General features: G+C 68.0%; 21 protein-coding genes. 14 read left to right on the top strand and 7 right to left on the bottom strand.

What is annotated here, in order from left to right:
• Window positions 1–5: 5 nt before the first annotated feature.
• The gene (locus tag BO221_RS54865; RefSeq protein ID WP_158079861.1) at window positions 6–692 is read right to left on the bottom strand and encodes a CARDB domain-containing protein; all 687 of its coding nucleotides are present in this window, start codon (window positions 690–692) and stop codon (window positions 6–8) included.
• Between the two features lie 142 nt (window positions 693–834).
• Here BO221_RS54865 and BO221_RS16715 point away from each other — a divergent pair, with 142 nt between their 5' ends.
• From BO221_RS16715 to BO221_RS16685, 7 genes are all read left to right on the top strand, one after another.
• Complete coding sequence (locus BO221_RS16715) at window positions 835–2,346, top strand: tannase/feruloyl esterase family alpha/beta hydrolase (protein WP_073561470.1); 1,512 nt, start codon at window positions 835–837, stop codon at window positions 2,344–2,346.
• A gap of 46 nt (window positions 2,347–2,392) precedes the next feature.
• On the top strand, window positions 2,393–3,058 hold the full coding sequence (locus BO221_RS16710) for a ClpP family protease (protein WP_073561469.1): 666 nt from the start codon (window positions 2,393–2,395) through the stop codon (window positions 3,056–3,058).
• 82 nt (window positions 3,059–3,140) lie between these two features.
• A complete protein-coding gene (locus BO221_RS16705; protein WP_158079860.1) occupies window positions 3,141–3,677 on the top strand; it encodes an energy transducer TonB in 537 nt (178 codons plus the stop codon).
• Between the two features lie 144 nt (window positions 3,678–3,821).
• Window positions 3,822–4,646 carry an SDR family oxidoreductase gene (locus BO221_RS16700; protein WP_073561467.1) on the top strand — a complete coding sequence of 275 codons (825 nt, stop codon included), beginning with the start codon at window positions 3,822–3,824 and terminating at the stop codon, window positions 4,644–4,646.
• 87 nt (window positions 4,647–4,733) lie between these two features.
• The gene (locus BO221_RS16695; protein WP_073561466.1) at window positions 4,734–6,572 is read left to right on the top strand and encodes a M48 family metallopeptidase; all 1,839 of its coding nucleotides are present in this window, start codon (window positions 4,734–4,736) and stop codon (window positions 6,570–6,572) included.
• A gap of 128 nt (window positions 6,573–6,700) precedes the next feature.
• On the top strand, window positions 6,701–9,142 hold the full coding sequence (locus BO221_RS16690; RefSeq protein ID WP_143195493.1) for a PAS domain-containing protein: 2,442 nt from the start codon (window positions 6,701–6,703) through the stop codon (window positions 9,140–9,142).
• Window positions 9,143–9,231: 89 nt separating this feature from the next.
• Window positions 9,232–9,780, top strand: coding sequence for a hypothetical protein (locus tag BO221_RS16685; protein ID WP_073561832.1), 549 nt, complete (start codon window positions 9,232–9,234; stop codon window positions 9,778–9,780).
• Between the two features lie 46 nt (window positions 9,781–9,826).
• Here the strand turns inward: BO221_RS16685 and BO221_RS16680 are convergent, their stop codons facing one another.
• From BO221_RS16680 to BO221_RS16655, 6 genes are all read right to left on the bottom strand, one after another.
• Window positions 9,827–10,609, bottom strand: coding sequence for an NAD(P)-dependent oxidoreductase (locus tag BO221_RS16680; RefSeq protein WP_073561464.1), 783 nt, complete (start codon window positions 10,607–10,609; stop codon window positions 9,827–9,829).
• Window positions 10,606–11,643, bottom strand: coding sequence for a phosphatase domain-containing protein (locus BO221_RS16675; protein ID WP_073561463.1), 1,038 nt, complete (start codon window positions 11,641–11,643; stop codon window positions 10,606–10,608). Before BO221_RS16675 ends, BO221_RS16680 begins: the two co-directional genes overlap by 4 nt.
• The gene (plsX, locus tag BO221_RS16670) at window positions 11,640–12,668 is read right to left on the bottom strand and encodes a phosphate acyltransferase PlsX (RefSeq protein ID WP_073561462.1); all 1,029 of its coding nucleotides are present in this window, start codon (window positions 12,666–12,668) and stop codon (window positions 11,640–11,642) included. The genes BO221_RS16675 and plsX overlap by 4 nt, the downstream gene beginning before the upstream one ends.
• An 85-nt stretch (window positions 12,669–12,753) precedes the next feature.
• Entirely contained in the window at window positions 12,754–14,751 is a 1,998-nt protein-coding gene (gene gltC, locus BO221_RS16665; protein ID WP_073561461.1) for an adventurous gliding motility protein GltC, read from the bottom strand.
• The gene (locus BO221_RS16660) at window positions 14,748–15,560 is read right to left on the bottom strand and encodes an outer membrane beta-barrel domain-containing protein (protein WP_073561460.1); all 813 of its coding nucleotides are present in this window, start codon (window positions 15,558–15,560) and stop codon (window positions 14,748–14,750) included. Before BO221_RS16660 ends, gltC begins: the two co-directional genes overlap by 4 nt.
• Entirely contained in the window at window positions 15,557–16,402 is an 846-nt protein-coding gene (locus BO221_RS16655; protein WP_073561459.1) for an outer membrane beta-barrel domain-containing protein, read from the bottom strand. The genes BO221_RS16660 and BO221_RS16655 overlap by 4 nt, the downstream gene beginning before the upstream one ends.
• A 300-nt stretch (window positions 16,403–16,702) precedes the next feature.
• Between BO221_RS16655 and cglC the strand changes: the two genes are divergently transcribed.
• The 7 genes from cglC to BO221_RS16620 all read left to right on the top strand — a co-directional run bounded on the left by cglC (window position 16,703) and on the right by BO221_RS16620 (window position 23,876).
• Window positions 16,703–17,182: an adventurous gliding motility lipoprotein CglC gene (gene cglC / locus BO221_RS16650; protein WP_073561458.1), complete on the top strand. Its 480-nt coding sequence runs from the start codon at window positions 16,703–16,705 to the stop codon at window positions 17,180–17,182.
• Window positions 17,183–17,251: 69 nt separating this feature from the next.
• On the top strand, window positions 17,252–18,652 hold the full coding sequence (locus BO221_RS16645; protein ID WP_073561457.1) for a VWA domain-containing protein: 1,401 nt from the start codon (window positions 17,252–17,254) through the stop codon (window positions 18,650–18,652).
• 162 nt (window positions 18,653–18,814) lie between these two features.
• Entirely contained in the window at window positions 18,815–19,276 is a 462-nt protein-coding gene (gene purE / locus BO221_RS16640; RefSeq protein ID WP_073561831.1) for a 5-(carboxyamino)imidazole ribonucleotide mutase, read from the top strand.
• On the top strand, window positions 19,273–20,415 hold the full coding sequence (gene purK, locus BO221_RS16635; protein WP_073561456.1) for a 5-(carboxyamino)imidazole ribonucleotide synthase: 1,143 nt from the start codon (window positions 19,273–19,275) through the stop codon (window positions 20,413–20,415). Before purE ends, purK begins: the two co-directional genes overlap by 4 nt.
• 4 nt (window positions 20,416–20,419) lie before the next feature.
• On the top strand, window positions 20,420–20,902 hold the full coding sequence (gene ybaK / locus BO221_RS16630; protein ID WP_073561455.1) for a Cys-tRNA(Pro) deacylase: 483 nt from the start codon (window positions 20,420–20,422) through the stop codon (window positions 20,900–20,902).
• 168 nt (window positions 20,903–21,070) lie between these two features.
• A complete protein-coding gene (locus tag BO221_RS16625; RefSeq protein ID WP_073561454.1) occupies window positions 21,071–21,886 on the top strand; it encodes an alpha/beta fold hydrolase in 816 nt (271 codons plus the stop codon).
• Window positions 21,873–23,876, top strand: a complete 2,004-nt coding sequence (locus BO221_RS16620) for a PAS domain-containing hybrid sensor histidine kinase/response regulator (RefSeq protein WP_073561453.1) — start codon at window positions 21,873–21,875, stop codon at window positions 23,874–23,876. The genes BO221_RS16625 and BO221_RS16620 overlap by 14 nt, the downstream gene beginning before the upstream one ends.
• The last annotated feature ends 10 nt before the right edge of the window (window positions 23,877–23,886 follow it).

Raw genomic sequence — 23,886 nt, 5'->3', positions numbered from 1 at the left:
AGCCGTTACAAAACGACGGCCAGCTCCAAAATCACTTCATTGTTCTCGGGTTCATCCTCGTACTCGATGTGCTCCGAATCGGCCCGGGCCCAGAAGCCAAAGGTCCCCACCTGCAAGGGTTTCACACGCAGCAAGACGGTCTTCGTGGCGCCTGGTTCCAGATTGTCGACAGTGCAGTCAACCCTCGTGTTGCCCTCGGATTCGACCGCACACGTCCATGGGCCGCTGGAGACCACCGCCAGCAATCGCACCTCTTCGGGGATTAGGAAATCCAGGGTCGTGGGGCCCGAGGCGGTCTCGCCCTTGTTGCTGACACTCACCCGCAGTGTCATCGCCCGATTGACTCGAGCCGGATTCGCGGAGAAGGAGAGCGTCGTCACGAGGTCCACGTAGATCAAGGGGCCTTCGCACGCATCTCCAAAGCCATTCCCATCCGTGTCAATCTGGTCCGGATTGGCGACCCCGGTACAATTGTCCGAAAAGTTCTTGATGCCATCCCCATCGGAGTCCACGGTCATCAGGATCGCCTCGCCTGCTTCGGCGCTCAGTTCGCTGGAATTGTAGTGCCGACGTGGAACAGGAGCGGCAGGGGATGGGGCAGCAACGGGAGCAGGGGCAGCAGCAGGAGCAGGGGCAGCAACGGGCACGGCCTGACTTCCGGCGCAACCCAATGCCCAGACGGTCAGGAGCATGCTCTTGAAACAAGGGACACGAATCAGACGGATGGGAGACCTCTTGCGGCTGGCGGACAAGCGAGAGTACTTGCGGAGCGCCGAGGAGTACCAGCGCGCCAGCCCATTCTATTGACGCTCGCCCCAGGCGTAGGCTCGGGGCATGCGACAGAGCCCCCGGACCCTCCCGCCCGCACTCGTCCTCCTCCTGCTGAGCGCGGCCACGTGCACGCATCCGCCTCCTCCCGCGGTGTCCCAGCGGCCGCTTTGCGAGGGCCTTCGTGTCAGGACCGTGGAGGGGGCAACGCTCACCGGCGCCACCCTCAAGGCCGCGACCAGTGCCTTGCCGGAGTATTGCGAGGTGAAGGGCATGCTGCCGCCCTCGCTCCACTTCGAGGTGCGGCTGCCCACCGCGTGGAATGGCCGCACGGTCTACAACGGGGGTGGTGGCTATGACGGCTTCATCATCCCCGGAGATGAGTACATCGCCAGGGGCTATGCCTCTGTCGCCTCGGATGGGGGCCATACCGGAGGCGCGTTGGATGGCTCGTTCGCGGTGGACCCCGCCAGACTCGACGACTTCGCCTTCCTGTCCGTCCACCGCGTGCTGCCCGTGGCCCGGGCGCTCATCCGCGAGCACTACGGCCGCGACGCCACGAAAACGTGGTTCGAGGGCTGCTCCAATGGAGGACGCGAGGGGCTGATCGCCGCGCAGCGCTGGCCCGAGGACTTCGACGGAATCATCGTCCACGCCCCGGCCTACGACTTCGTGGAAATGATGCTCGCTTTCAACCACCACACCCAGCGGCTCGTCCAGCCCGGCGCCATGCCCTCGCGCGCACAGCTCGCGACCCTGGGCCGGGCGCTGCTCGCGGCGTGTGACGCGAAGGATGGCCTCGCCGACGGCGTCATCTCCCACCCGTCCGCCTGCCAGTTCGATCCGGCCGTCCTCCAGTGCCAGGGCGCCAGCGGCGACAACTGCCTCACGCCCGCCCAGGTGGCCTCGGCCCGCGCGCTCGCCGCGCCCTACGTGGTCGACGGCAAGACACTGCACCTGGGCTGGGGCCCGGGCGACGCGGTGGACCCCGGCGGCTGGGCCCCCTGGCTCTCCGCGGACTGGAACCTCGAGCGCTCCGCGGGCCACCGCTTCTCCCAGGACATGATCCGCTACTTCCTCACCCAGGATGCGTCCTTCGACGCGCTGACCTTCAAGCCCTCCGAGTGGCGTGCCCGCATCGACGCGGTGACGGCACGGGTCTCCGCCAACGACACGGACTTGAGCCGTTTCCGGGCGCGCGGCGGCAAGCTCATCCTCCGGCATGGCGGCTCGGACGGAATCATCACCTGGCGGGGCACGGCCGCGTACTACGAGGCACTGGTCCGCGCGGCGGGAGGACAGGAAGCCGCGGACACCTTCGTCGAGTACTTCCCCGCCCCGGGCGTCAATCACTGCAGCGGAGGCGCCGGACCGTCCCAGGTGGATCTCCTCTCCGCGCTGGAGGGCTGGGTGGAGCGTGGAGTGCCTCCCTCCCAGGCGAAGCTGGTGGCCCACAAGCGGAGCGCCACGGGGGAATCCGTCCTGTCACGGCCCGTGTGCAAGTACCCGCGCTATCCGCGCTACAACGGCTCTGGAGACGAGACACGCGCGGAGAGCTTCACCTGCGTGGACCCCTGAGCCGGGCTATCCTCGCTGGAAGTCCCGCTGGAGAAAGGCCTCGACCATGAGCCCGACACGCTGGTGGCAACGCCTGTGGGGCCAGGAACCGAAGCCCCAGAAGCCCCCGGAGCCAGTGAAGCCACCGGACCGCCCCCAGACTCCGCGGCCTCCCAGAACATCCCAGGAGCTGGAGGTCGCCTCCCTTCCGGGCTGGGCTCACAGCAAGGAAGCCGAGCGGCTGTTGCGCGATCGCATCATCATGATCGGCACACCCATCAACGACGATGTGGCCAACGTCGTCGTCGCGCAGCTCCTCTTCCTCCAGAGCGAGGATTCCAAGGCGGGCATCTCCCTGTACATCAACTCGCCAGGGGGCTCCGTCCCCGCGTCGCTCGCCATCCGCGACACGATGGAGTACGTGCAGCTGCCCATCACCACGATTTGCGTGAGTCAGTGCCATGGCACGGCCGCGCTGCTGCTGGCCTGCGGAACCCGGGGCCAGCGTTTCTCCCTGCCCCAGGGACGTATCCGCCTCGTTCCCTTCGAGGTGAAAGCGGGCATGGAGGATGACTCCCGGACCCGCCATACCATCAACAGCATCATCGAGCTGTTCGCCGAGCGCACCGGACAGACACGGGAGACAGTACGGGAGAACCTGACACACGGGCGCGAGTTCACACCCGAGGGCGCGATCGCCTACGGGCTCATCGACTCGGTGGTGGAACGCTGAACCCGTGGGCACATCCGGGGGACCTCAGCCGGTCCCGGAAGCCAGGGACGAGCCCGTCGCCGGGTGTGCTATGGGCGGCGCCATGAGCCGTCACCTCCCCTGGCTTCCGATGTTGTCTCTCGCGGCACTCCCCGCATGTGCCCTGGCCACCGCCAGCACGACCGGTACGGCCGGCCTCGAGCTGCCCCGCTGCGCGGCTGTCGACTCCAGTTCCCCAGGCCAGGACGCCGGTCTTCTACAGGCCATGGACCGGCCCGGGGACGTCGTGCTCTTCCAGGAGGGCCTCATGGAAAAGCCCCGGCTGCTCTCGGGGCCCATCCCCCGGTACACCCAGGAAGCGCTCCAGCAGCGTGTCGAGGGAACGTTCATCGCCCGGTGCATCATCACCCGCGAGGGAGAGACGGAGGGTTGCTGCGTCGTCAAACCCCTCGCGCAAGCGGAGCCGGCCGCCACCCGCGCACAGGAAGAGCAGCGCTATCAGCCCGCCGTCTGGCGTCACATGGATGCGGTCATCCTCAGTGCCCTCTACGAGCAGCGCTACACCCCCATCACCTGGCAGGGGCAGCCGCTCGATGTGGACTACACCTTCACCATCACGCTCTCGCGCCACCGTCCCTGAGCGGCGAGACGAGACACACTGACAGGGAACCCCTCGTTCGTCTGTCCGCCCACCAGCGTGGCGGGCACGGCCGGACGTGGCCAGCTGGAGGGGCCCGCCGAACATTGAGCGAAGCGTCTTTGCCTCCACACCCGGAGAGGGCTGATGGCTTCGTCGACACAGGGAAACCCCAGACAGTTCGCCGTCGTGACCGGAGCATCCAGCGGCATCGGCTACGAGCTGGCCAGACAGTTCGCCCAGAACGGCTTCGACGTGCTGATCGCCGCCGAGGACGACGGCATCACGGAGGCCGCGCGGAGCCTCGCGAATGGCGCCCACATCGAGAGCCTGAAGGCCGACCTCGCGACCTACGACGGTGTCGAGCGGCTCTACGCGAAGATCCAGTCGCTCGGCCGCCCCGTGGATGCCATCGCCATCAACGCGGGCGTTGGCGTGGGCGGCGAGTTCACGGAGACGAAGCTGGAGGACGAGCTCAACCTCATCCAGTTGAACGTCACCTCGGCGGTCCACCTGGCCAAGCGGGTGGCCCGGGACATGGTGAAGCGAGGCAGCGGCCGGATCCTCTTCACCTCGTCCATCGCGGCCATCATGCCCGCGCCCTTCGAGGCGGTGTACGGCGCTTCCAAGGCCTTCCTGCTGTCGTTCTCGGAAGCGTTGCGCAACGAGCTCGCCGACGCGGGCGTCAGTGTCACCGCGCTCCTGCCGGGCCCCACGGAGACAAACTTCTTCCACCGCGCGGGCATGGATGACACCCGGGTCGGCCAGCAGAAGAAGGACGATCCGGCCCAGGTCGCGCGCCAGGGCTTCAAGGCGATGATGGCTGGCGAGCAGAAGGTCTTCGCCGGCTCGGTCAAGACGCGGCTCCAGGCCGCCGTGGCCCGGGTGCTTCCGGATCCCGCCAAGGTCCAGATGCACCGGCTGATGTCCGAGCCAGGCTCCGGGTCCGATCCAGAGCCCGAGCACAAGTAGGCCGGAGGCAGGGGGGCTCCCCAGGGCGCCAGTCCACGCGGTAGGGTCGGAGATTCTTCCAGTCCTCCGCCCGCCTCGCGCCCCGCCATGAACCTTCCCGGCTTCCTCCGCGTCTACGCGCTGCCCGCCCTCTGGCTCTTCGCGCTCCCTCTCTTCGGTCTCTGGTTCTCCGGCCACGCCACCTCGAGCTTCGACCAGACGATCCTCACCGGCATCGAGGGACAAATCTCCCAGGACGCCACGCTCGACGAAGCGCGGCGCCAGGAGCTGCTGGAGTTCTTCCGCACCGTCCCGGCCTCGGTGGCCTGCCTCTCCACGGCGGAGGAGCTGGCGGGGTTCCGTGACAGCCTCGGTGAGGTGTGTTCGGACCTGGAGCAGTTCGATTTGATGGGCCTCCTGGCACTGGGCTCGGCGTTGCTGGGACTCGCCTCCGGGGTGCTCGCCCTGCTGTGCGCCCTGGCGGCGTTCATCTCGCGGCCCTTCCAGTACGGCAGCTTCGTGGTGGGCTGGAACGTGCTCCGGGTCACCGGAGCCTTGCAGGCGCTCGCCCAGGGAGCCCTGGCCGTGTGGCTGTCCTATTGGGTGACGGCGGTGTGGTTCAACCGCTACTACCCGAAGCTCATCGGCATCATCGGCCTGCTGGCGGCCTTCGCCCTCTTCCAGGTGGTGGCCGCCATCTTCCGCCGCCCCGCCATGGACTTCGAGGTGGAGGCGGAGGTGATCGAGCCGTCGCACGCGCCGGAGCTCTGGGCCCACGTGCGCCAGCTGTGCGAGAAGCTGAAGACGCAGCCGCCGGACCACATCCTCGCCGGCATCGACACCAACTTCTTCGTCACCGAGAGCGAGGTGCAGGCCGGAGAGCGGAAGCTCACCGGCCGGACGCTCTACGTGAGCCTGTCCCTGCTGCGCCTGCTCGAGAAGTCCGAGGCGGACGCGGTGCTGGCGCACGAAATGGGGCACCTGCTCGGAGGGGACACGGGCCACAGCAAGCGGCTCGCGCCCATGCTCGGGCGCTTCGGCAACTACCTCCAGGCGCTGCACGAGGGCCTGCTCACGCGGCCCATCTTCCACTTCATGGTGGCCTACCGCGGGCTCTTCGAGCTGTCGCTCGGACGCAGCCGGCGCGCGAGCGAGCTGGCCGCGGACCGGCTCGCCGCGGGTGTCACGTCGGGCCGGGACATCGCGCGTTCGCTCGTGAAGGTGGGCGCGTACGCGAGCTTCCGTGACCGCGTGGAGACGGACCTCTTCGCCCGCGGCGAGCAGCAGCACACCGTGGCCATCGCGCAGCGGGTCGCGCACGGCTTCGCGCAGTACGCCAGCTCCGAGTCCGTGCACGGCGATCTGCACGGCTCGGTGACGCCGCACCCCTTCGACTCCCACCCTCCGCTCGCCGCGCGCCTGGAGAACGTGGGGGAGACGCTCTCCCAGGACGACGTGGTGAAGGTGCTGCTCGAGCCCACCAGCGTTTCCTGGGTGAGCGCCATCCTGGAGGCGGAGGCCATCGAGGCCCGGCTGTGGGGCGCGTACGAGGAGCGCTTCTCCAAGGCGCACGACATGGTGCTCGCCTACCGGTACGTGCCGTCCACCGAGGAGGAGCGGCAGCATGTGGAGAAGCACTTCCCTCCCCTCACCTTCCAAGGAAAAGAAGCCGGGCTGGAGGTCCGCCTGGACTACGCGCAGGTGAGCTGCACGGAGTGGGAGGAGCCCGTCCGCCTCGAGCAGGTGAAGTCCGCCACCACCGAGGAGCGCCTGTTCAAGAAGTACCTGGACCTGCAGCTCGAGGGAGGAGGCGTGTTCAAGGGCAAGCGCTCCATCTGCCTGAGCAAGCTGCAGGACGGGGACGGGATGCTCCAGGCGTTCGGGCACTACCTGGGACGCCACAAGACCATGGAGGAGCACCGCAAGAACGCCCAGCAGGCGGCGTAAGCGAACGGGCCGGTTGCTCGCATGCCCGCCCTCGCGGGTCTCGAGGGAAGCCCTATTCCTCCTGGGGCCCAGGAGCTAGAATGATACCCGCCTGGCACCGCCCGCCTTCGCGGACCTGGACTGCTTGGATGCCTGCCCATCGCGAGCACATGGAATTGCTCCTCGTCAGTCCGCACCCCGGGTGCTCCGTGGGCCAGCTCCTCTCGGACTGGGGATACGGGGTGCGCCATGCCACGTCGGTCGAGCAGGCGGACCCGCGGCTCCAGGGCGTGGAAGGGGTGCTGGTGGTGGGCACGGGCCTCGCATTGGCCGAGGAGATGGCCCGCCTGCGCACCTCGGAGATGCGGCCCCGGCCCTTCCTCCTGGCACTCGTCACCGCCTCGGCGGAGCAGGTGCCGCTGGACGCGCTGCTCGCCGCGGCGGTGGATGACTTCCTGCTCATGCCCTTCGAGCCCGCCCAGCTCCAGACCCGGCTCGAGTGGCTCGCCCGGCGCAGGCGGATCGGAATGCAGGCCCCCCTGGAGGATCCCCACTCCCGGGACGTGCACGACCGGCTCTCGGCCATCATCCAGACGCAGACCGAGATCGCGAACGCCGGCCTCGAGCTGGAGAAGGTGATGTCGCTCATCGCCGAGCGCGCCATGCGGCTGTGTGGCGCGTCCGGAACGGCGGTGGCCCTGGCCGAGGGCGACGAGCTCGTCTACCAGGTGACGCACGGCAACTCGATGCCGCATCGAGGCTTCCGGCTGAAGCTCGCCCAGAGCATCACGGGGATGAGCATCCTGCGCGGCGAGGTGCTCCACACCCGGGACACCGAGAACGACCCCCGGGTGAACGTGTCCGCCACGCGCACCACGGGCATCCGCTCGATGATCATCGTCCCGCTGCGCCGGGTGGGCAGCACCGTGGGAGCCATCAACGTCAGCTACCCCGAGCCCAACGCCTACGATGACCTCGACGTCCGGACGCTCGAGATGATGGGCCGGCTGCTGGGCGCCGCGATGAGCAACGCCGCCGAGTTCGAGGCCAAGCAGTCCCTGGTGGACGAGCTCGCCGCCACGCTCGCCGCGCTCCAGCAGAGCCAGGATCTCTTCCACTCCTTCATGAACCACAGCCCGGTGCTGGCCTACATGAAGGACGAGGAGGGCCGGCGGGTGTGGGTGAACGAGCCCTGTGCCCGCTTCTACCAACGCGACGCGGAGTCGATGCGGGGAATGGAGGACTCCGAGCTGCTGCCTCCCACGGCGGCCGCGCGGCTGAAGCGGGAGGACCAGACCGTGCTCACCAGCGGGCAGCCCCTCCAGTCCGAGCAGGTGGTGCCCTCGCCGGATGGGACGCAGTACCACTGGCTCAGCCACAAATTCACCCTGCGCGATGCGAACGGCCGCCGGCTGGTGGGGGGCGTGTCCATCGACATCACCGCGCGCAAGCATGCCGAGAAGGCGCTGCGCCGCTCCGAGGAGAGCTTCCGCGCGCTCATCGAGGGACTGCCCGAGGCCATCTTCGCGCACCGCGAGGGCAACCTGCTCTACATCAACCCCGCGGGGCTCTCCTTCCTGGATCAGCGCTCGCTGGAGGAGCTCTCCGGGCGGTCCCTGCTGGAGCTCATCCACCCGGATGACCGGGGCGCGGCGGCCAACGTGCTCGAGGGCTCGCTCGAGCAGGGACCCGCGACCATTCGCGAGGTGCGCTTCCTCCGGACGGGCGGCCAGGTGATGACGGCGGAGCTGAGTGCCATGCGGCTGCTCTTCGACGGCGAGCCCGCCACGGTGGTGAGCGCGCGCAACATCACCGAGCGCAAGCAGATGCAGGCGCGCCTGCTGCTCGCGGACCGGCTGGCGAGCGTGGGCACCCTGGCCGCGGGCGTGGCGCATGAAATCAACAACCCGCTCGCCTTCGTGCTCTCCAACCTCGGCTTCCTCGAGGAGGAGTGCCAGCTGCTCGGGGATCTGCTCCCGGAGGATCGGCTGGCGGAGCTGGAGGACGTGCTGCGCGAGACGAAGCAGGGAGCGGAGCGGGTGCGGCACATCGTGCGCGACCTGCGGACGCTCTCACGCGACGAGGGCGAGCAGCTCTCCGACGTGGACGTGCGAGCGGTGATCGAATCGAGCCTGGGGCTGGTGCGCAACGAGCTGCGCCACCGCGCGCGCCTGGTGAAGGACTTCGAGCCGGTGCCGCTGGTGCGCGCGAGCGAGGGGCGGCTGGGGCAGGTGCTGCTCAACCTGCTCATCAACGCCGCCCAGGCGGTCCCCGACGGGCTGCCCGGCGAGAACGAGGTGCGCGTGCGGCTGCGCGCCATCGCCGGGCGGGTCGTCATCGAGGTCCAGGACACCGGGTGTGGCATCGCCCCCGAGCTCCGCGACCGCATCTTCGATCCCTTCTTCACCACCAAGCCGGTGGGGACGGGAACGGGGCTGGGGCTCTCCATCTGCCATGGCATCGTGACGGGCATGGGGGGCGACATCACGGTGGAGAGCGAAGTGGGACGGGGCAGTACTTTCCGCATCACCCTGCCCATCCCGCGAGCCTCCTCGGGCACTCCCGGGCCGGGGAACGCGCTGCCGGCGTGAGAAACCCGTTGGGGATTTGACACGCGGAGAACCGGGCGGCTATGGGAGGGCCCACGTTCACGTTCCACGTGAGCGGTGAGGGGGACTTCATGGCACTTGTAATCAAGTCGTGGACCGCGACCGAGACGCCGGGCGCGGATGGCATCTACGTTTCCATCGTGGGGCGGCAGGAGGGCTTCTTCTCCTGGCTGCTGTCGGTACTGGGCATCGACGCGACCACGACGCTGCGGGTCGATCGTGACACGGTCTATTTCGAGGCGGGCTCGCTGGCGGGCTTCCAGCAGCGGGTGATTCCGCTGGCCAACCTGAGCTCCGCGTACTTCGGCTACGCCAAGCCGTGGCAGGTCGCGGTGGCGATCGGCGTGGCGCTCGGCGGGTTCTTCGGCCTGGGCATCGTTCTCGGTCTGCTCTACTACTTCCTGAACAAGACGCTCAGCCTCGGCATCATCGAGAATTCCGGCGTGCTCAGTGGCATCGAGTTCAAGCGCTCGGTCATCGAGGGCCAGAACATCAACGAGCAGGAGGGCCGCCGCGTCTGCAACATCGTCAAGCATCTGATGATGGAGGCCCAGGGCCGGCCCCAGCCGCAGCTCAGCCGCGCCTCCAACATCGCCTCCCTGCCCCACACCGGGACCTGAGCCACGAGCTCCCCGGTCACGCTCGTCACATCAGGAAGGCCGGGCCTCAGCGCAGGCCCGGCAGCCGGGACTTGAGCGAGGGCAGTACCACCCGGTCGTCCATCATCCGCTGGTCGAAGACGAAGTGCCCGGTGGGCTCCACCCGCCACCGGCCTCCGAGCCGCTCGTTCAGCGCGAGGACGATCTCGTGGTACGTCCACCGCTCGTTCGCGTCGAGCAGGTAGAGCCCCGGCTCGGCCCACGCGAGCGCCTGGAGCGCCCTCACGGTGTCATCCAGGAAGGAGCATGCGGGAAACCACCGCGTGCTCGCCTCCACCCTGCCCCGCTCGCGCATCTGCGCCTCCAGCGAGGCCACCATGTTGTTGCCCGAGGGCCGCTCGTCGATCTGCCACCCCAGCCGCACCACCCGGGCCTCGGGGTTCTGCTCGAAGGCCCGCGTCTCGGCGCGCCGCTTCTCGTACCCGTAGCCCTCGGGGGCCTCCGGCTCCGAGTCCACCGTGAAGGGCCCGCGCGCGTGGTCCGAGAACACCATCGCCGTGCTGGAGAACACGAAGCGCACGCCGAGCTGCCGGGTGAGCCACGCCAGCTCGCTCGTCCACTCGTAGTTGATGAGCCACGACTCGTTGGCCCGTCCCGTGAGCCGCGAGGCCGTGGCCAGGTGGAAGAGCACGTCCGGCGCCACCGAGCGCACGTAGCGCTCCATGGCCCAGTAGTCGTCCACCGGGACGCTGTCCCGGTCCCAGCCGAACACCTCGACACCGTGGCGCCGCAGGTCCTCGCACAGCCGTGAGCCGACGGTGCCATTGGCACCCGTGACGAGGGCCCTCATTGCGTCTTGCGCCCCTTGTGCGTCCGCGGCAGCGCGTGGTGGATGAGCTCCAGGTAGTCCACCGCCTGGGCCGGGGGCGGCGGGGGCGGCGTGCCCAGCGCGGCCAGCCGCTTGCTGAAGGCGGAGATGATGTCCGGCATCGGCCGCAGCGCCTGGATGAGCGCGTTGGGCCCCTCCAGCGCCTGCACCAGCGCCGCCGCCGCCTGCTGCAACGGCAGGCCCCGGCGCAGCAGATCCTGGAACGAGTTGGACAGGGTGATGATGTTGTGCCCCGCCGACTGCACCATCTCCACGGCGATCTTGATGACCTGCGGGGCCGTCAGGTGCCCGTCCGCCAGCAGCACGAGCGCGGCCTGGAAGTAGTTGAAGACGGGCACCACGCGCGGGCCGTAGTTGGCGAAGTGCGCGGGCGGCGTCAGCCGGTCCAGGTGGATGAAGATGCGCCGCACGGGGTCCGCCACCGGCGTCTTCTTCCACGCGGTGAGCACCCGCTTCGCCTCGTCCGGGTACACCGCGGCCGCCTCGAGAATCTGCTGCAGCACCCGCTCGTCCACGCGCCCGGCGATCATGTCCGCGTAGAGCGAGTAGATGAAGGCATCCGCCTCGGCGTCATCGCCGAAGAGCACCTCCTCGGCCTCCACGGGCGCGTTGGCGCGGCTCTCCAGGATGGCGGGCAGCTTGTAGCCCACCTGCCCGCGCAGGGCCCGGAAGCGCCCGCGCATCAGGTTGCCCACGTTGTCCTTGAGGATGAACTCGTCCCACACCACCCCGTCCAGCTTGAGCTTCTCCTCCAGCACCGAGCGCAGCTGCTTGGGGCTTCCGGAGACGATGCACAGCCGCGAGTCCCCGTTGGAGGCCAGCTCGCGGATGAGCGCGGACGCACCCGGCACGGCCTGCTTCTCGTGAGCCTTCTGGAAGGCGGTGCGCAGCAGATCCCGGAGCGAGTCGAACTCCGTCTGCAGGTACGTCTTGTCCAGGTCCCAGCGGTAGATGCGCCGCGGAGGCCTGGGATCGATACGGTCCGGAAGGCTCACCGCGCCAGACCCTGCTGGATGGCCTTGCCCAGCTCATGGGCCACCGCCTTGGCGGCCACCTTGCCGGCGTTGGAGATGGCCCGGGCCTTCGAACGGCCGTGCGCCTTGATGAAGATGCGATCGAACCCGAGCACCGGTGCGCCCCCGTACTGTTCCCAGTCGGTGATGTCCTTGATGCGCTGGATGCCCCCGGACAGCATGGCCAGGCCCGCACGCCAGCGCAGGCTCTCCTTGTAGGCGTATTGGGCCAGTTCCACCACCGTATCGTGCACGCCCTCGAGCATCTTCAGGCACACGTTGCCCACGAAGCCGTCCGTCACCACCACGTCCGCGGTGCCCTTGGGGATGTCCACGCCCTCCACGTTCCCGATGAACTTCAGCCCCGCCATGGCCGAGAGCGCCGCGTGCGCCTCCACCACCTGGCGCGGGCCCTTGTTGGGCTCGGTGCCGTTGGACAGCAGGGCCACCCTAGGATTCTCGTTGCGTGAGATGATGCGAGCGTACGCCGCCCCCATCACCGCGAACGTCACCAGGTCCTCGGCGGTGGCTTCCACCGTGGCTCCCACGTCCAGGATGAGCGAGAACGGATCCTCCTTCTCGCCGCGCCTGTCGCGGGTGGGGTACACGGCCGCCAGCGCCGCGCGCCGCACCCCGGGCAGCAGCTGGAAGTGACGGGCGCACGAGAGCACGCAAGCCCCCGTGTTGCCGGCGGACACGAGCGCATCCGCCTCGCCCTCGGCCACCAGCCGCGCCGCCACGGACACGGACGCGTCCGGCTTGCGCGCCAGCGCCTCGCCGGGCTTCTCGTCCATGCCGATGTGCTCGGAGGCGTGCTGCACCGAGATGCGCTCGCCACTGTGCCGGGTCTCGGCGAGCGCGTCGTCGATGAGGGCGCGGTCCCCCACCAACAAGGCGTGGATGTGTGGTGACTCCAGCGAGAGCTGCGCGGCGCCCCTGACTACCTCCGCGGGGCCGTGGTCGCTCCCCATCACGTCGAACGCAATGGTGATGAGCTTGGTGGCCATGACGGCGCCATCTTACACGTTCGTGGCAAACGAAAAGGGGCCGGATCCACTCGGATCCAGCCCCTGAGTTACTGGGAGTCCGGGCTCAGTTGCTCTCGCTGGCCTGGATGGTCCGGTTGGCGGTGTCGCGCTGGATGCAGCCCTTCGTCATGGTGTACTGGAAGGTGCCCAGCTCGTCGCGCCAGTACTCGCCCTCGTACGGCCAGTAGAGCTGGTCGTCCGCCACTGCCACCGAGTACCTGTACTTCTTGACGATGGCCGTCTTGCCACCGGCCTTGAGCTGCTCCTCCAGGAACTCCTTCTCCTTGGTGACGGTCTCGAACTTGATGCGCAGACCGTTGGCCAGCAGCTGCTTGAGCGCCACCAGCTCCGTCTCCAGCTTGCCCTTGGCCATGATGCCGGCCTTCTCGATGAGGCTGGTGCGCTGCGTCTTCAGGCCCTCGAGCAGCTGCTTGGACAGCTCGGAGTAGCGGAAGGTGTCGCCCTTCTCGCCGAAGGTGTCCATCTCCGTCTCCAGCTCGAGGATGGACTCGTTCGTCTTCTTCAGATCCTGGTCCGTGAGGGCCAGCCGGAGGATGCGCTCGAGGATGGCGTCCGTCTCACCCTTCTCCAGCCCCTCCTTGTTCTTCTTCTGCACGTCGGAGAGCACGCCGTAGTACTCGCTGGCCTCCAGCTGCTTCTTGGTGATCAGCTCCAGCTGATCATGCACCGGCAGGTAGGTGCGCTCGAAGTCCTGGAGGATGAGGCTGGATTCCCGGTAGCGGCAGTTCTCGTAATAGATGACCGCCTTGAGGATCATCGCCTCGGGGAAGTACTCCTCGCGGAAGAAGGGCGAGGACAGGGTGATGAGGTTACCGAGGGCCTGCTCGTACTGGCCCACGCGGTAGTTGGCCCAGCTGGACTCGAACATGGACTCGAGCCACTGCGACGTGCCGCGCTCCACCTTGTTGAAATAGAAGAGGGCGTAGCGGTTCTGCTGCATGCCGTAGTGGGTACGGCCCAGCTGCATGAAGGCCAGCTCGCGCAGCTTCTGGTTGGCCGCGGCCTGCTCCGCGTCCAGGCCGGCGCTGGAGCGGGTGACGCGGATGATCTCCTTCATGGCCTCGATGGCGCCCACGGTGTTGATGTCCGTGCGCTTGGCGGCCGCGCTGGTGGCCCGGTTGCCGAAGCGGAAGAAGGCCAGGCCCTCGAGGTACTTGGCGCGCGGGTAGAAGGCGTCCGTCTTGGGGATGAGCAGCGTGAGCCGCTTCACCTCGTTGAAGCTCTTGTCCGCGTCCTCGGCACGGCCCACCTGATCCAACGCCCGGCCACGAACGAAGTGGTAGCGGGCCAGCAGGTAGTGGAACTCGGTGCGGAAGCGCTCGGGGAACTCCTGGTTGGCGTACTTGGCGATCTCATCCAGGATGACGGTCTCGTTCTTCGTCTTGCGGCTGATGAAGAAGAGCCACTCCAGGCTGGTGCGGAAGAACTTCGTCTCGGGACCGACGGCGAGGATCTTCGAGAACTCGCCCAGCGACGAGTGGTACAGGCCCATGCGGTAGAGGGCCTTGGCCATCACGTAGCGCGCCTCCATGTGGAGGCCGGCGAGCTTGGCGTCCTGGAGCATCTCGAAGGAGCTCATCGCCGCCTTCTCGTACTCCTCGTTCTTGAAGAGCGCGATGGCCACGTCCAGGCGCTGACGGTCACCGCTCTTGCCGGACACGTCCACCGCGTCGAAGGACATGGTGGGCGCGGCCTTGGGCTGGCTGGGCGTCTCCGCCGTCAGGTCCAACCCCATGCCGCCCTGGTTGGCGGAGGAGTCCTGCGCCGCGGGAGCCGCGGGAGCGGACGTCGCCGTGCCCGTGTCGGCCGGGGTGGTGGTGGCCGCCGAGGTGTCGGACGCGTCCGAATCCGAGTCCGAGTCGTCCTCCGAGGCCTGGGTGGCCGCGGGCTTCTTGCCCCGCGGCGGCTTGCGGGTCTTCTTCTTCTTCTTGGACGGCTGGGAGAGATCCAATCCCTCGAAGCTCTGGGCGGGCGAGGGCGTCGCCCACGCCAGCGAGAGCCCGAGGGTAGCGAGACAGAGGGGCCGGAGCAGACGTTTCATGACTCGGGATGGGCGGAGGGGAAGAAGAGGGACACACCCAGCTCGAAGAGCAGCTGGTTGCGCAGCGTGGTGGCCGGGTTGAGGGCCTTCTCGACGTAGATCAGGTCACGGAACTCGGTGCGCACCGTCACCCAGCGGTTGAGGAAGAAGCGCATGCCGACGCCGATGTTGCCGCCACCGGTGAGCTCCGCCGTCTTGGCGGGCCCGCGGTACTGCACCGCGGTGGCACCCGCCACGCCGTACAGGTCGAAGTGGAGGAACTGCTCGGCCAGCAGGGAGATCTTCCCGTAGATGGGGGCCCACTGGACGTCCACGCCGCCCATCAGGGTCATCTGCCCGGGAGCCTCGCCATCCAGATCCGCGTAGGTGGGCTGGCGGCAGCCGCGGGTGCCGTCCGCACCAAAGGTGCAGATCTGCGCCGCGCTGGCCACCGTGTTGATGGAGTAGCCGGCGCGCAGGCTCAACCCCAGCGTCTCGGTGGGGTGGTAGGTGAGCGTGCCGCCCAGGATGTACTTCGAGAAGAAGGCATCCTTGATGGACAGCGTGGCCGAGGGGCTGAACTCGAAACGGCCCTTCTTGAGGAAGAGGTGGCCGGAGACGGGACGGACGCGCTCGCGCAGGGGGCCGAGACGATCCTTGTCCACCTCGGACACGTCGCCGGCTTCCTGCTCGGAGGAGGCGGACGAGGACGGGGCGGGCCTGGCCGGGGCGGCGGGCGCCGGAGCAGCGGGCGCGGGTGCCGCGTCCTGGGCCAGGGCGGGCACGGGCGCCAGACAGAGCGCGATCAGCAGACGGGTAGCGGTCTTCATTCGGACTCCCGACCGGTCGACTTCATCGGGAAGAAGAAGGAGATGCCGGCATTGAGGGTCATGAGGTTCTGGGTGGCGCCCTTGCTCGTGTTGAGGGGCTGATCCACATAGGACGTGTTGATGAGCGCCACGTTCACCGCGAGGTAGTCACGGGCCACGAAGCGCAGACCCAGGCCGAGGTCCGCGGCGAAGCTGGGGCCGCGGGGAGCTCCGGTGGTCATCAGCACGGTGGAGGTCTCGGTGTTCACCACGCCGAGGCCGCCCAGGAGGTAGGCATCGAAGTGGAGGATGTCGTTGAGGAAGGCCACCTTGCCGTAGAGCGGGCTCCACTCCACGTCGGCCATGGCCGACCACTGGGGCACCGAGTAGAAGATGCGGCTGTCGAAGGTGCGCTTGGCGATGCGCACGTCATCCTCGGGCAGCACCTGCATCGCGGAGAAGCGCCCGGCCACGGCCAGCGTATCCGCCAGGTAGTAGGCCCCGCGCAGCGCCGCGCCGAACTTGGTGTAGTACGGATCGTTCACCGACAAGGTGACGGAGGGCGCCAGCTCGAAGCGGCCCTTCTTCAGGTACACCTTGCGCTGCACGCTCTTGACGCGGTCGTCGAGCGTGACATCGCGCTCCGCCGGCGAGAGCGGCTCGGCCGGGGGCGCCTCGGCCACGGTGGAGGGCAGCGGTGGCGGCTCCTCCGTGGGCGTCTCGGCGCTGGTGTCGGTTTCTTCCTGGGGCTTCTGCTCACCGCTGCTCAGATCGAGTCCGAGCCCCGTGTCTTCCTGGTTCTGGGCAACTGCTGAGGCTGGCGCGATGCACAGCGCGAGCACGATGGCCTGGAGGCGATTCACTTCCGGGAGCTCCGTGTCATGGGGGCGTCCACCCGCCGATACACCTTCGAAATCGGAGGCTGAGGCAGAGGCATCCTATCCGTCACGCTCACAACCCATCAACCGAACTCCGCTCGCCTGCTCCCCCTGTATGCGCCCGGGTAACACCCCCAGGCCGCTTTGTGTATCCACTCGGTATTGTTGCAGGGGGAGTGTCCGGTGCCCTCGCAGAGGGAGCATCCATGCGACCAAGGTGCGATTGGCATGGGGAGGCACTGTGCTACGGTGGTGGCCCACATGAGCCTCATGAGGTGCACGTCGATGTCTTCGCGTCTGGCCCTGCTGGTGAGCGCCGTGCTGCTGTGCGGCGGGTGCAAGGTCAATTCCGATATTGGGAAGCGGTGCCTGTTGGTGAAGAAGAGCACGGACCCGAGCCGGGAATCGGACCCCGTCGTGGAGTCCGACCTGTCCGCGGGCCAGGACTTCATCTCCTTCGGTTCGCTGGATTGTGAGGATCTGATCTGCGTGAAGGACGCGGACATGCCCATCGAGCTGGCCGACAACGGGCAGGTCTTCGGCTACTGCAGCAAGGCCTGCGTGCAGAACGAGCTGGTGGACCCGTGCGGCGTCACCGACCCGGAGGCGCTCGAGTCGGTGAAGGACCGCATGAGCTGCCGCGCCCTGCTGCTGGATCAGCAGGCGCTGGACGACCTGCGCCAGAACGACCCGGAGACGTACAGCAACACGTTCGGCGACAACAACTCGCCCTACTTCTGCGCGGGCAATCCCATCACGCCGTGAAAACGGCGTAGAACTTTTCCGCGCGCGGTACGTGGACAGCGGGGCCCTCGCCGTAAGGAGCCCTCTGTCATGAACAAGACGGTCGCCTTCGTCTCCCTGGCCGCCGGACTCGCCCTCACCGCCCTGGTGCTGGGGCTGCCCCACGTGGCGCCGCCCCACCCGGCCACCCCGGTGGAGCCGCCCCGGCCCGCTACCGCCTCCAACGGCTCGTTGACCATGACGAGCCGCCTGTCCCACCCCTACATCACCCCGGGAAGCGCGGACCTCTTCGTCACGGTGGACATCACCGGCGTGGAGGTACCGGGCTCCAAGCGCACGCCGGTGAACCTGGCGGTGGTCATCGACCGCTCGGGCTCCATGAGCGGCTACAAGCTGCAACAGGCCAAGCAGGCCGCGCGGCACCTCGTGGGGCTGCTGGGCCCGGCGGACCGGCTGGCCATCGTGCACTACGGCTCGGACGTGAAGAGCCTGCCGAGCCTGCCGGCCACGCCCGCCAACCGCGAGCGGATGCTCCAGTACATCGAGGGCATCTGGGACGACGGAGGCACCAACATCGGCGCGGGGTTGCACGCGGGCCAATCGCACGTGGCGGCCCTCCGGGGCGACTACACCGTCAACCGCATCATCCTGCTGAGCGATGGCCAGGCCACCGAGGGCATCACCGACGACGCGAGCCTGACGGAGATCGTGAAGAGCATCCGCGCCCAGGGGGTGACGGTGAGCTCCATCGGCGTGGGCACGGACTTCAACGAGGACCTGATGCAGGGCTTCGCCGAGTACGGGGCGGGCGCGTACGGATTCCTGGAGGACGCGGGGCAGCTGGCCTCGCTCTTCCAGAAGGACTTGCAGCAGGCGTCCACGAGCGTGGCGCGAGGCGTGGAACTGCGCTTCCAGCTGCCCGAGGGGGTGAACCTGGGTGAAGTGCTGGGTTACCGCTCGTACCAGGAGGGGCGCACGGTGCGGGTGCCGCTGCCGGACTTCTCCTCGGGCCAGGTGGAGCGCGTGGTGGCGAGGGTGACGGTGGTGGGCACGCGGGCGGGAAGCGCGGTGGACGTCACCGGGCTGAAGCTGGCGTACACGGATCTGCTGAAGAGCGCGGGGGTGGAGAGCGCGGCGAGCCTGTCCGCGATGGTGACGGAGCGGCGGGAAGAGGTGCTCGCACGCCAGGACAAGGACGCCACGGTGTTCGCGACGCGGGCCCTGAGCGCGAAGAACCTGAAGATGGCGGCGCAGGCCCTGAGGGAAGGGCGCAAGGAGGAGGCGAAGGGCTACGTGATGCAGAACGAGGCGCTCTTCAACGAGGCCGGGGCGGTGGCGAGCCCGGCGGCGGTGGCGGCGGACCTGGCGGAGCAGCGGGCGGTACTCCAGGAGTACGAGCAGGCGTCCGACGATGAGTCCGTGGGGGCGGCGGTCAAGCGCACGAAGTCCAAGGCGATGAAGAGCTTCGGCAAGCTCGGCTCCACCTACTGAGCCCCCCTCCCCCCCGGATTTCACCGTCCGGCCATACGCTTCCGGTTGACCTGCGGAATCGCCCCACCCTATCTCCGCGTTCCCCGCACCTCCTGGGCATCACCAGGAGGGCGCACCGGAGGCGAGAGCGTGAGCGCGGACACACCGTGGGTGGGCGTCATCATGGGGGGCAAGAGCGACCTGGAGCATCTGCGTCCCGGCATCGACGTGCTGAAGGAGCTGGGCATCCCGCATGAGGTGCGGGTGGTGTCGGCCCACCGCACGCCGGACTGGATGATTCAGTACTCGGAGACGGCCGAGAGCCGCGGCCTGTCCGTCATCATCGCGGCGGCCGGAGGCGCGGCCCACCTGCCGGGCATGGTGGCGAGCAAGACGCTGCTGCCCGTGCTCGGCGTGCCCATCCCCGCCACCGTGCTCAACGGCTTCGACGCGTTGATGTCCATCGTGCAGATGCCCAAGGGCGTGCCGGTGGGGACCATGGCCATTGGCAAGCCGGGCGCCATCAACGCCGCGCTGTACGCCGCCTCCATCCTGTCGCTCAAGTACCCGGAGCTCCGTGCGAAGCTCGCCGCCTGGCGGCAGGCCCGCACCGACGAGGTGCTCCGGGACAGGGAGATCTCATGAACAAGAGGACCATTCTGCCGGGCGGCACGCTCGGCATCCTCGGGGGTGGGCAGCTGGGCCGGATGATGGCGCTGTCCGCGCGCACCCTCGGCTATCAGGTGCAGTCGTTGGATCCGGACCCGGCGTGCTCGGCGCGCTTCGTGGTGGACCAGTGCTACACGGCCGACTTCTCCAACGTGGGGGACGCCACCCGGATGGCCCGCGCGTGCGACGTGGTGACGCTGGAGATCGAGAAGATCCCCATGGACACCCTGCGCGCCGTGGCCCAGCACGCGCCGATGAGGCCGGGCCCCGGGGTGCTGGACGTGGTGCAGAACCGCGGGCGGCAGCGGGCCTGGCTGGCGAAGCACGGCTTCCCCCAGGGCCCGTGGAAGCAGGCGGACCTGCAGGAGTCCCTGGCCACGGCGGCCACCGAGCTGGGTGGGCGCTGCTTCGTGAAGTCCTGCGAGGGCGGCTATGACGGCCGGGGCCAGTACCAGGTGAAGTCCGCCGCCGAGGCCCCCGAGGCCTGGCGCGAGCTGGGCCAGCGCCCGGTGGTGGTGGAGGCCGCGCTGGACCTGGAGGCCGAGCTGTCCGTGCTGGTGGCGCGCTCGCCCAACGGCGAGGTGGTGGTGTACCCGCCGGCCTACAACCACCACGAGGAGCGCATCCTCGACTGGTCCCTGCTGCCGGGACAGGTGCCGCCCCAGGTGAGCACCCAGGCCACGGAGATCGCCCGGGCCATGGCTACTGCGCTCGAGGTCGAGGGCCTGCTGGTGGTGGAGATGTTCCTCCTGAAGGACGGCCGGCTGCTGGTGAACGAGCTGGCGCCCCGCCCGCACAACAGCTTCCACGCCACGGAGGTGGCCTGCCTCACCAGCCAGTTCGAGCAGGCGGTGCGCGCGGTGTGCAACCTGCCGCTGGGCTCCGTGGAGGTGGTGCGGCACGCGGCCATCGTCAACCTGCTGGGCGACCTGTGGCTGCGCGAGGGTGGGCCCCGTTTCGAGTCCGTGCTGGCCATGCCGGGCGTGCGCCTGCACCTGTATGGCAAGCGCGAGGCACGCAAGGGCCGGAAGATGGGGCACCTGTCCGCCGTGGGCACCACGCCCGAGGAAGCGCTCGCCCGCATCAAGGCCGCCCGCCAGGCGCTGGGAGCGTGACACCGTGAAGACGAACGCGGCACGGCTGCTGGACTCGCTCGGCATCCGCTACGAGCTGCGCGACTACGACGTGGACCCGGAGGACCTTTCCGCCGAGACCGTGGCCGCCAAGGTGGGCATGCCTCCGGAGCAGGTCTTCAAGACGCTCGTGGCCCGCGGAGACCGCACCGGCGTGCTCATGGCCGTGGTGCCGGGCAATGGCGAGCTGGACCTCAAGGCGCTCGCGCGGCTGAGTGGGGACCGCAAGGTGGACACCGTGCCGCTCAAGGAGCTCCAGCCGCTCACCGGGTACATCCGTGGCGGCTGCACGGCCATTGGGGGCAAGAAGGACTACCCCGTGTTCGTGGATGAAACGCTCGAGCTCTTCGATGTCATCGCCGTGTCCGCGGGCGTGCGGGGCACGCAGCTCGTGCTCGCTCCCGCGGATTATCTGCGCGTCACCAAGGGCAAGGTGGGGCCCATCTCGCGCGACAAGCCCCAGGGGTAGCAGCCACACCCCTCGAGCAGCCCACAGCGCCGTGCTGGAAACTTGCCATGAGAGTAACCTCGCACTGTCGAGCAATGGCTCGTGTTCCTGGTTCTCCTTCGAGAGCGAACGGCCGGCGTGCCATCCTCAGACACTGCTGTCCGCCCCACCTCATCGACGGAGCAACGAATGGGTGTCCTCACCAGGAACAATGTCAAGGTGCTGGGCCAGGACGCTCAGCCCATGCTCTTCGCGCACGGCTTCGGTTGCGATCAGAACATGTGGCGCTTCATCGTGCCCGCCTTCGCGAACGACTACCGCAACGTCCTGTTCGATCACGTGGGTGCTGGCGGTTCGGAGCTTTCCGCATACGACCGCAAGAAGTACGGGACGCTCCAGGGTTACGCCGACGACGTCCTGGAGATCTGCCGCGAGCTGTCCCTCGAGCAGGTGGTTTTCGTCGGCCATTCCGTGAGTGCGATGATCGGAGTGCTGGCGGCGATCCAGGAGCCGGAACGTTTCGCCAGGCTCGTGCTCGTTGGACCGTCGCCCTGTTACATCAACGATGGGGAATATCCCGGTGGCTTTTCCCACATGGACATCGAGCAGATGCTGGAGTCGCTCGACGACAACTATCTGGGCTGGTCCAGCACGATGGCGCCCGTGATCATGGGCAATCCGGACCAGCCCGAGCTCGGAGCGGAGCTCACCAACAGCTTCTGCCGTACGCATCCCGAGATCGCGAAGCACTTCGCACGCGTCACCTTCCTCTCCGACAACCGGGCCGACCTGCCAAAGGTCAGGACGCCTTCCCTGGTGCTCCAGTGCTCGAACGATCCCATCGCGGCCCAGGCGGTGGGTGAATACGTGCACCGCCACCTGGCTGGCAGCGAGCTGGTGCTCATGAAGGCGACCGGGCACTGCCCGAACCTGAGCGCCCCCGCGGAGACCATCGCCGCGATGAAGACGTTCCTGGGAGACCGGGCAAACCGTGTCGCGAGCTGACGAGGAGGGCACCGCCCTCGATGAGGGGCAGCTCGAGGAGTCCGCGGAGGAGCTCTACGAACATGCTCCGTGTGGATACATCTCGACGCGTCCGGACGGACTGATCGTCAAGGTCAACCAGACCTTCCTGACCTGGACCGGTTATCAGCGCGAGGAGCTGCTCGGCCGCAAGCGGTTCTACGAGCTGCTCACGATGGCCGGACGCATCTACCACGAGACGCACTACGCACCGCTCCTGCTGATGCAGGGCTTCGTCCGGGAGATCTCGCTCGAGCTGGTGTGTGCCGACCGCCGGACGCTCCCCATTCTGCTCAACACCGTGCAGAAGAAGGATGCCGCGGGCACGGCCCTCTATCACCGGACGACGATCTTCAACGCGACGGATCGCAAGCGCTATGAGCGTGAGCTGCTGCTGGCGCGCAGGAAGGCCGAGCAGTTGGCCCAGAGCAAGGCCACCCTCCTGGCGACGATCAGCCACGAGATCCGCAATCCCCTCAACGCGCTCACCGCCGCCACCCGGCTGCTGGGGATGACAGCACTCTCCCCGAAGCAGGAGCAGTACCTTCGAGTCCTCGTGACGTCCTCGAGCAGCCTGCTCGAACTGGTCAACGACATCCTCGATTGGAGCAAGATCGAAGCGGGCAAGCTCTCACTGGAACAGCGTCCGTTCGATCCGCGTGAGCTGCTCAGCGGCATCGTGAACGGTCTGGCTGCCCGAGCCGAGGAGAAGAAGCTCCTGCTCCGCGCCCACCTCGACGATCGGCTGCCGGGCCATCTTCTGGGCGACCCGGTCAAGCTCGGTCAGATCCTCACCAACCTCGCGAGCAACGCGCTCAAGTTCACGGAGCGCGGCTCGGTCACCCTCACGTTGGCCGTCCGCGCACAGAACGCCGACGAGTGCATCGTGGACTTCCGGGTGAGCGATACCGGGATCGGAATCGCTCCGGACCAGATATCCGCCATCTTCGAGGAGTACACCCAGGCGAGCTACGACATCGGGATGAAGTACGGAGGCACGGGCCTTGGCCTCTCCATCAGCCGCAAGCTGCTCGAGCTGCATGGCAGCAAGATGTCCGTCGAGAGCGTGGAGGGAAAGGGCTCCAGCTTCTCCTTCGAGCTGCGCTTGAAGACCGGGGAGAACATCCCCCTCGACGAGCCCAGGAGCGCGGCCCCCGAGCAGACGCTGCGAGGGCTGCGCGTGCTCCTCGCCGACGATAGCGAGGTCAATACCTATGTCCTCACCCGCTGGCTCGAACGTTGGGGCATTGCGTTCGACACGGTCCAGAACGGGCGGCTGGCGGTGGAGCGGGTTCGCGAGGGCGGCTACGACCTCGTGCTCATGGACCTGCACATGCCGGAGCTCAACGGATACGAGGCAGTGCGGCTCATCCGGCAACTGCCAGACGAGCGGCTTCGACAGCTTCCCATCATCGCCATCTCTGCATCCGTCCAAATCTGGCAGCAGAGCAGCGTCAAGACATCCGGCTTCACCGACTTCATCAGCAAACCCTTCGACACGGATGTGCTGTTTCGCATGATGGCGCTGCATACGTCGCGCACTCCGCCGAATCCGCCCGAGCACCTGGAACAAGAGCCAGCCCACCAGCCCCCTGAGCCGCTCGCGACCTCCGCCGCCCCGCCACCCGACTTCAGCCTCGTCAGGCTGGAGCAACGAGCGGCTGGCGATCCGCAAGTCCGCGTGGCACTGGCCCGCCTCACGCTCCATGAGCTCGAGCAAATCAGGCCGGAGCTCCGGTCCGCGATCGTGGAGGGTGCTGCCAGCAAGCTCGAGCACCTGTGTCAGGAGCTCGAGGGGACCATCCGGTTGCTCGACGCCGATGCGCTCGCGGCGGCCCTTCGCCGCGCGAAGAGCCTGCTCGCCAGCGACAAGCCAGCCCCCGCGCGTGTGCAGGCGGTCTCGCTCGCGGTCGATTGGGAGATGGAGACGCTCATCGAGACCCTGGCCAGCATCGCGAACCAGGACTTCTGAGCGGGCCGCT

The sequence above is a fragment of the Archangium sp. Cb G35 genome, assembly GCF_001896145.1.
GTDB classification, from domain to species: Bacteria; Myxococcota; Myxococcia; order Myxococcales; family Myxococcaceae; genus Archangium; species Archangium violaceum.
This window is presented reverse-complemented; position numbering and strand designations above follow the sequence as displayed.

Coding starts and splice junctions, on each gene's coding strand:
- plsX (WP_073561462.1), bottom strand. CDS start 12,668: ATGGCCACCAAGCTCATCACCATTGCGTTCGACGTGATGGGGAGCGAC.
- BO221_RS16685 (WP_073561832.1), top strand. CDS start 9,232: ATGGCACTTGTAATCAAGTCGTGGACCGCGACCGAGACGCCGGGCGCG.
- purK (WP_073561456.1), top strand. CDS start 19,273: ATGAACAAGAGGACCATTCTGCCGGGCGGCACGCTCGGCATCCTCGGG.
- BO221_RS16660 (WP_073561460.1), bottom strand. CDS start 15,560: ATGAAGACCGCTACCCGTCTGCTGATCGCGCTCTGTCTGGCGCCCGTG.
- BO221_RS16680 (WP_073561464.1), bottom strand. CDS start 10,609: ATGAGGGCCCTCGTCACGGGTGCCAATGGCACCGTCGGCTCACGGCTG.
- gltC (WP_073561461.1), bottom strand. CDS start 14,751: ATGAAACGTCTGCTCCGGCCCCTCTGTCTCGCTACCCTCGGGCTCTCG.
- BO221_RS16645 (WP_073561457.1), top strand. CDS start 17,252: ATGAACAAGACGGTCGCCTTCGTCTCCCTGGCCGCCGGACTCGCCCTC.
- BO221_RS16690 (WP_143195493.1), top strand. CDS start 6,701: ATGCCTGCCCATCGCGAGCACATGGAATTGCTCCTCGTCAGTCCGCAC.
- BO221_RS16715 (WP_073561470.1), top strand. CDS start 835: ATGCGACAGAGCCCCCGGACCCTCCCGCCCGCACTCGTCCTCCTCCTG.
- BO221_RS16700 (WP_073561467.1), top strand. CDS start 3,822: ATGGCTTCGTCGACACAGGGAAACCCCAGACAGTTCGCCGTCGTGACC.
- BO221_RS16695 (WP_073561466.1), top strand. CDS start 4,734: ATGAACCTTCCCGGCTTCCTCCGCGTCTACGCGCTGCCCGCCCTCTGG.
- purE (WP_073561831.1), top strand. CDS start 18,815: ATGGGGGGCAAGAGCGACCTGGAGCATCTGCGTCCCGGCATCGACGTG.
- BO221_RS16625 (WP_073561454.1), top strand. CDS start 21,071: ATGGGTGTCCTCACCAGGAACAATGTCAAGGTGCTGGGCCAGGACGCT.
- cglC (WP_073561458.1), top strand. CDS start 16,703: ATGTCTTCGCGTCTGGCCCTGCTGGTGAGCGCCGTGCTGCTGTGCGGC.
- BO221_RS54865 (WP_158079861.1), bottom strand. CDS start 692: ATGCTCCTGACCGTCTGGGCATTGGGTTGCGCCGGAAGTCAGGCCGTG.
- BO221_RS16705 (WP_158079860.1), top strand. CDS start 3,141: ATGAGCCGTCACCTCCCCTGGCTTCCGATGTTGTCTCTCGCGGCACTC.
- BO221_RS16710 (WP_073561469.1), top strand. CDS start 2,393: ATGAGCCCGACACGCTGGTGGCAACGCCTGTGGGGCCAGGAACCGAAG.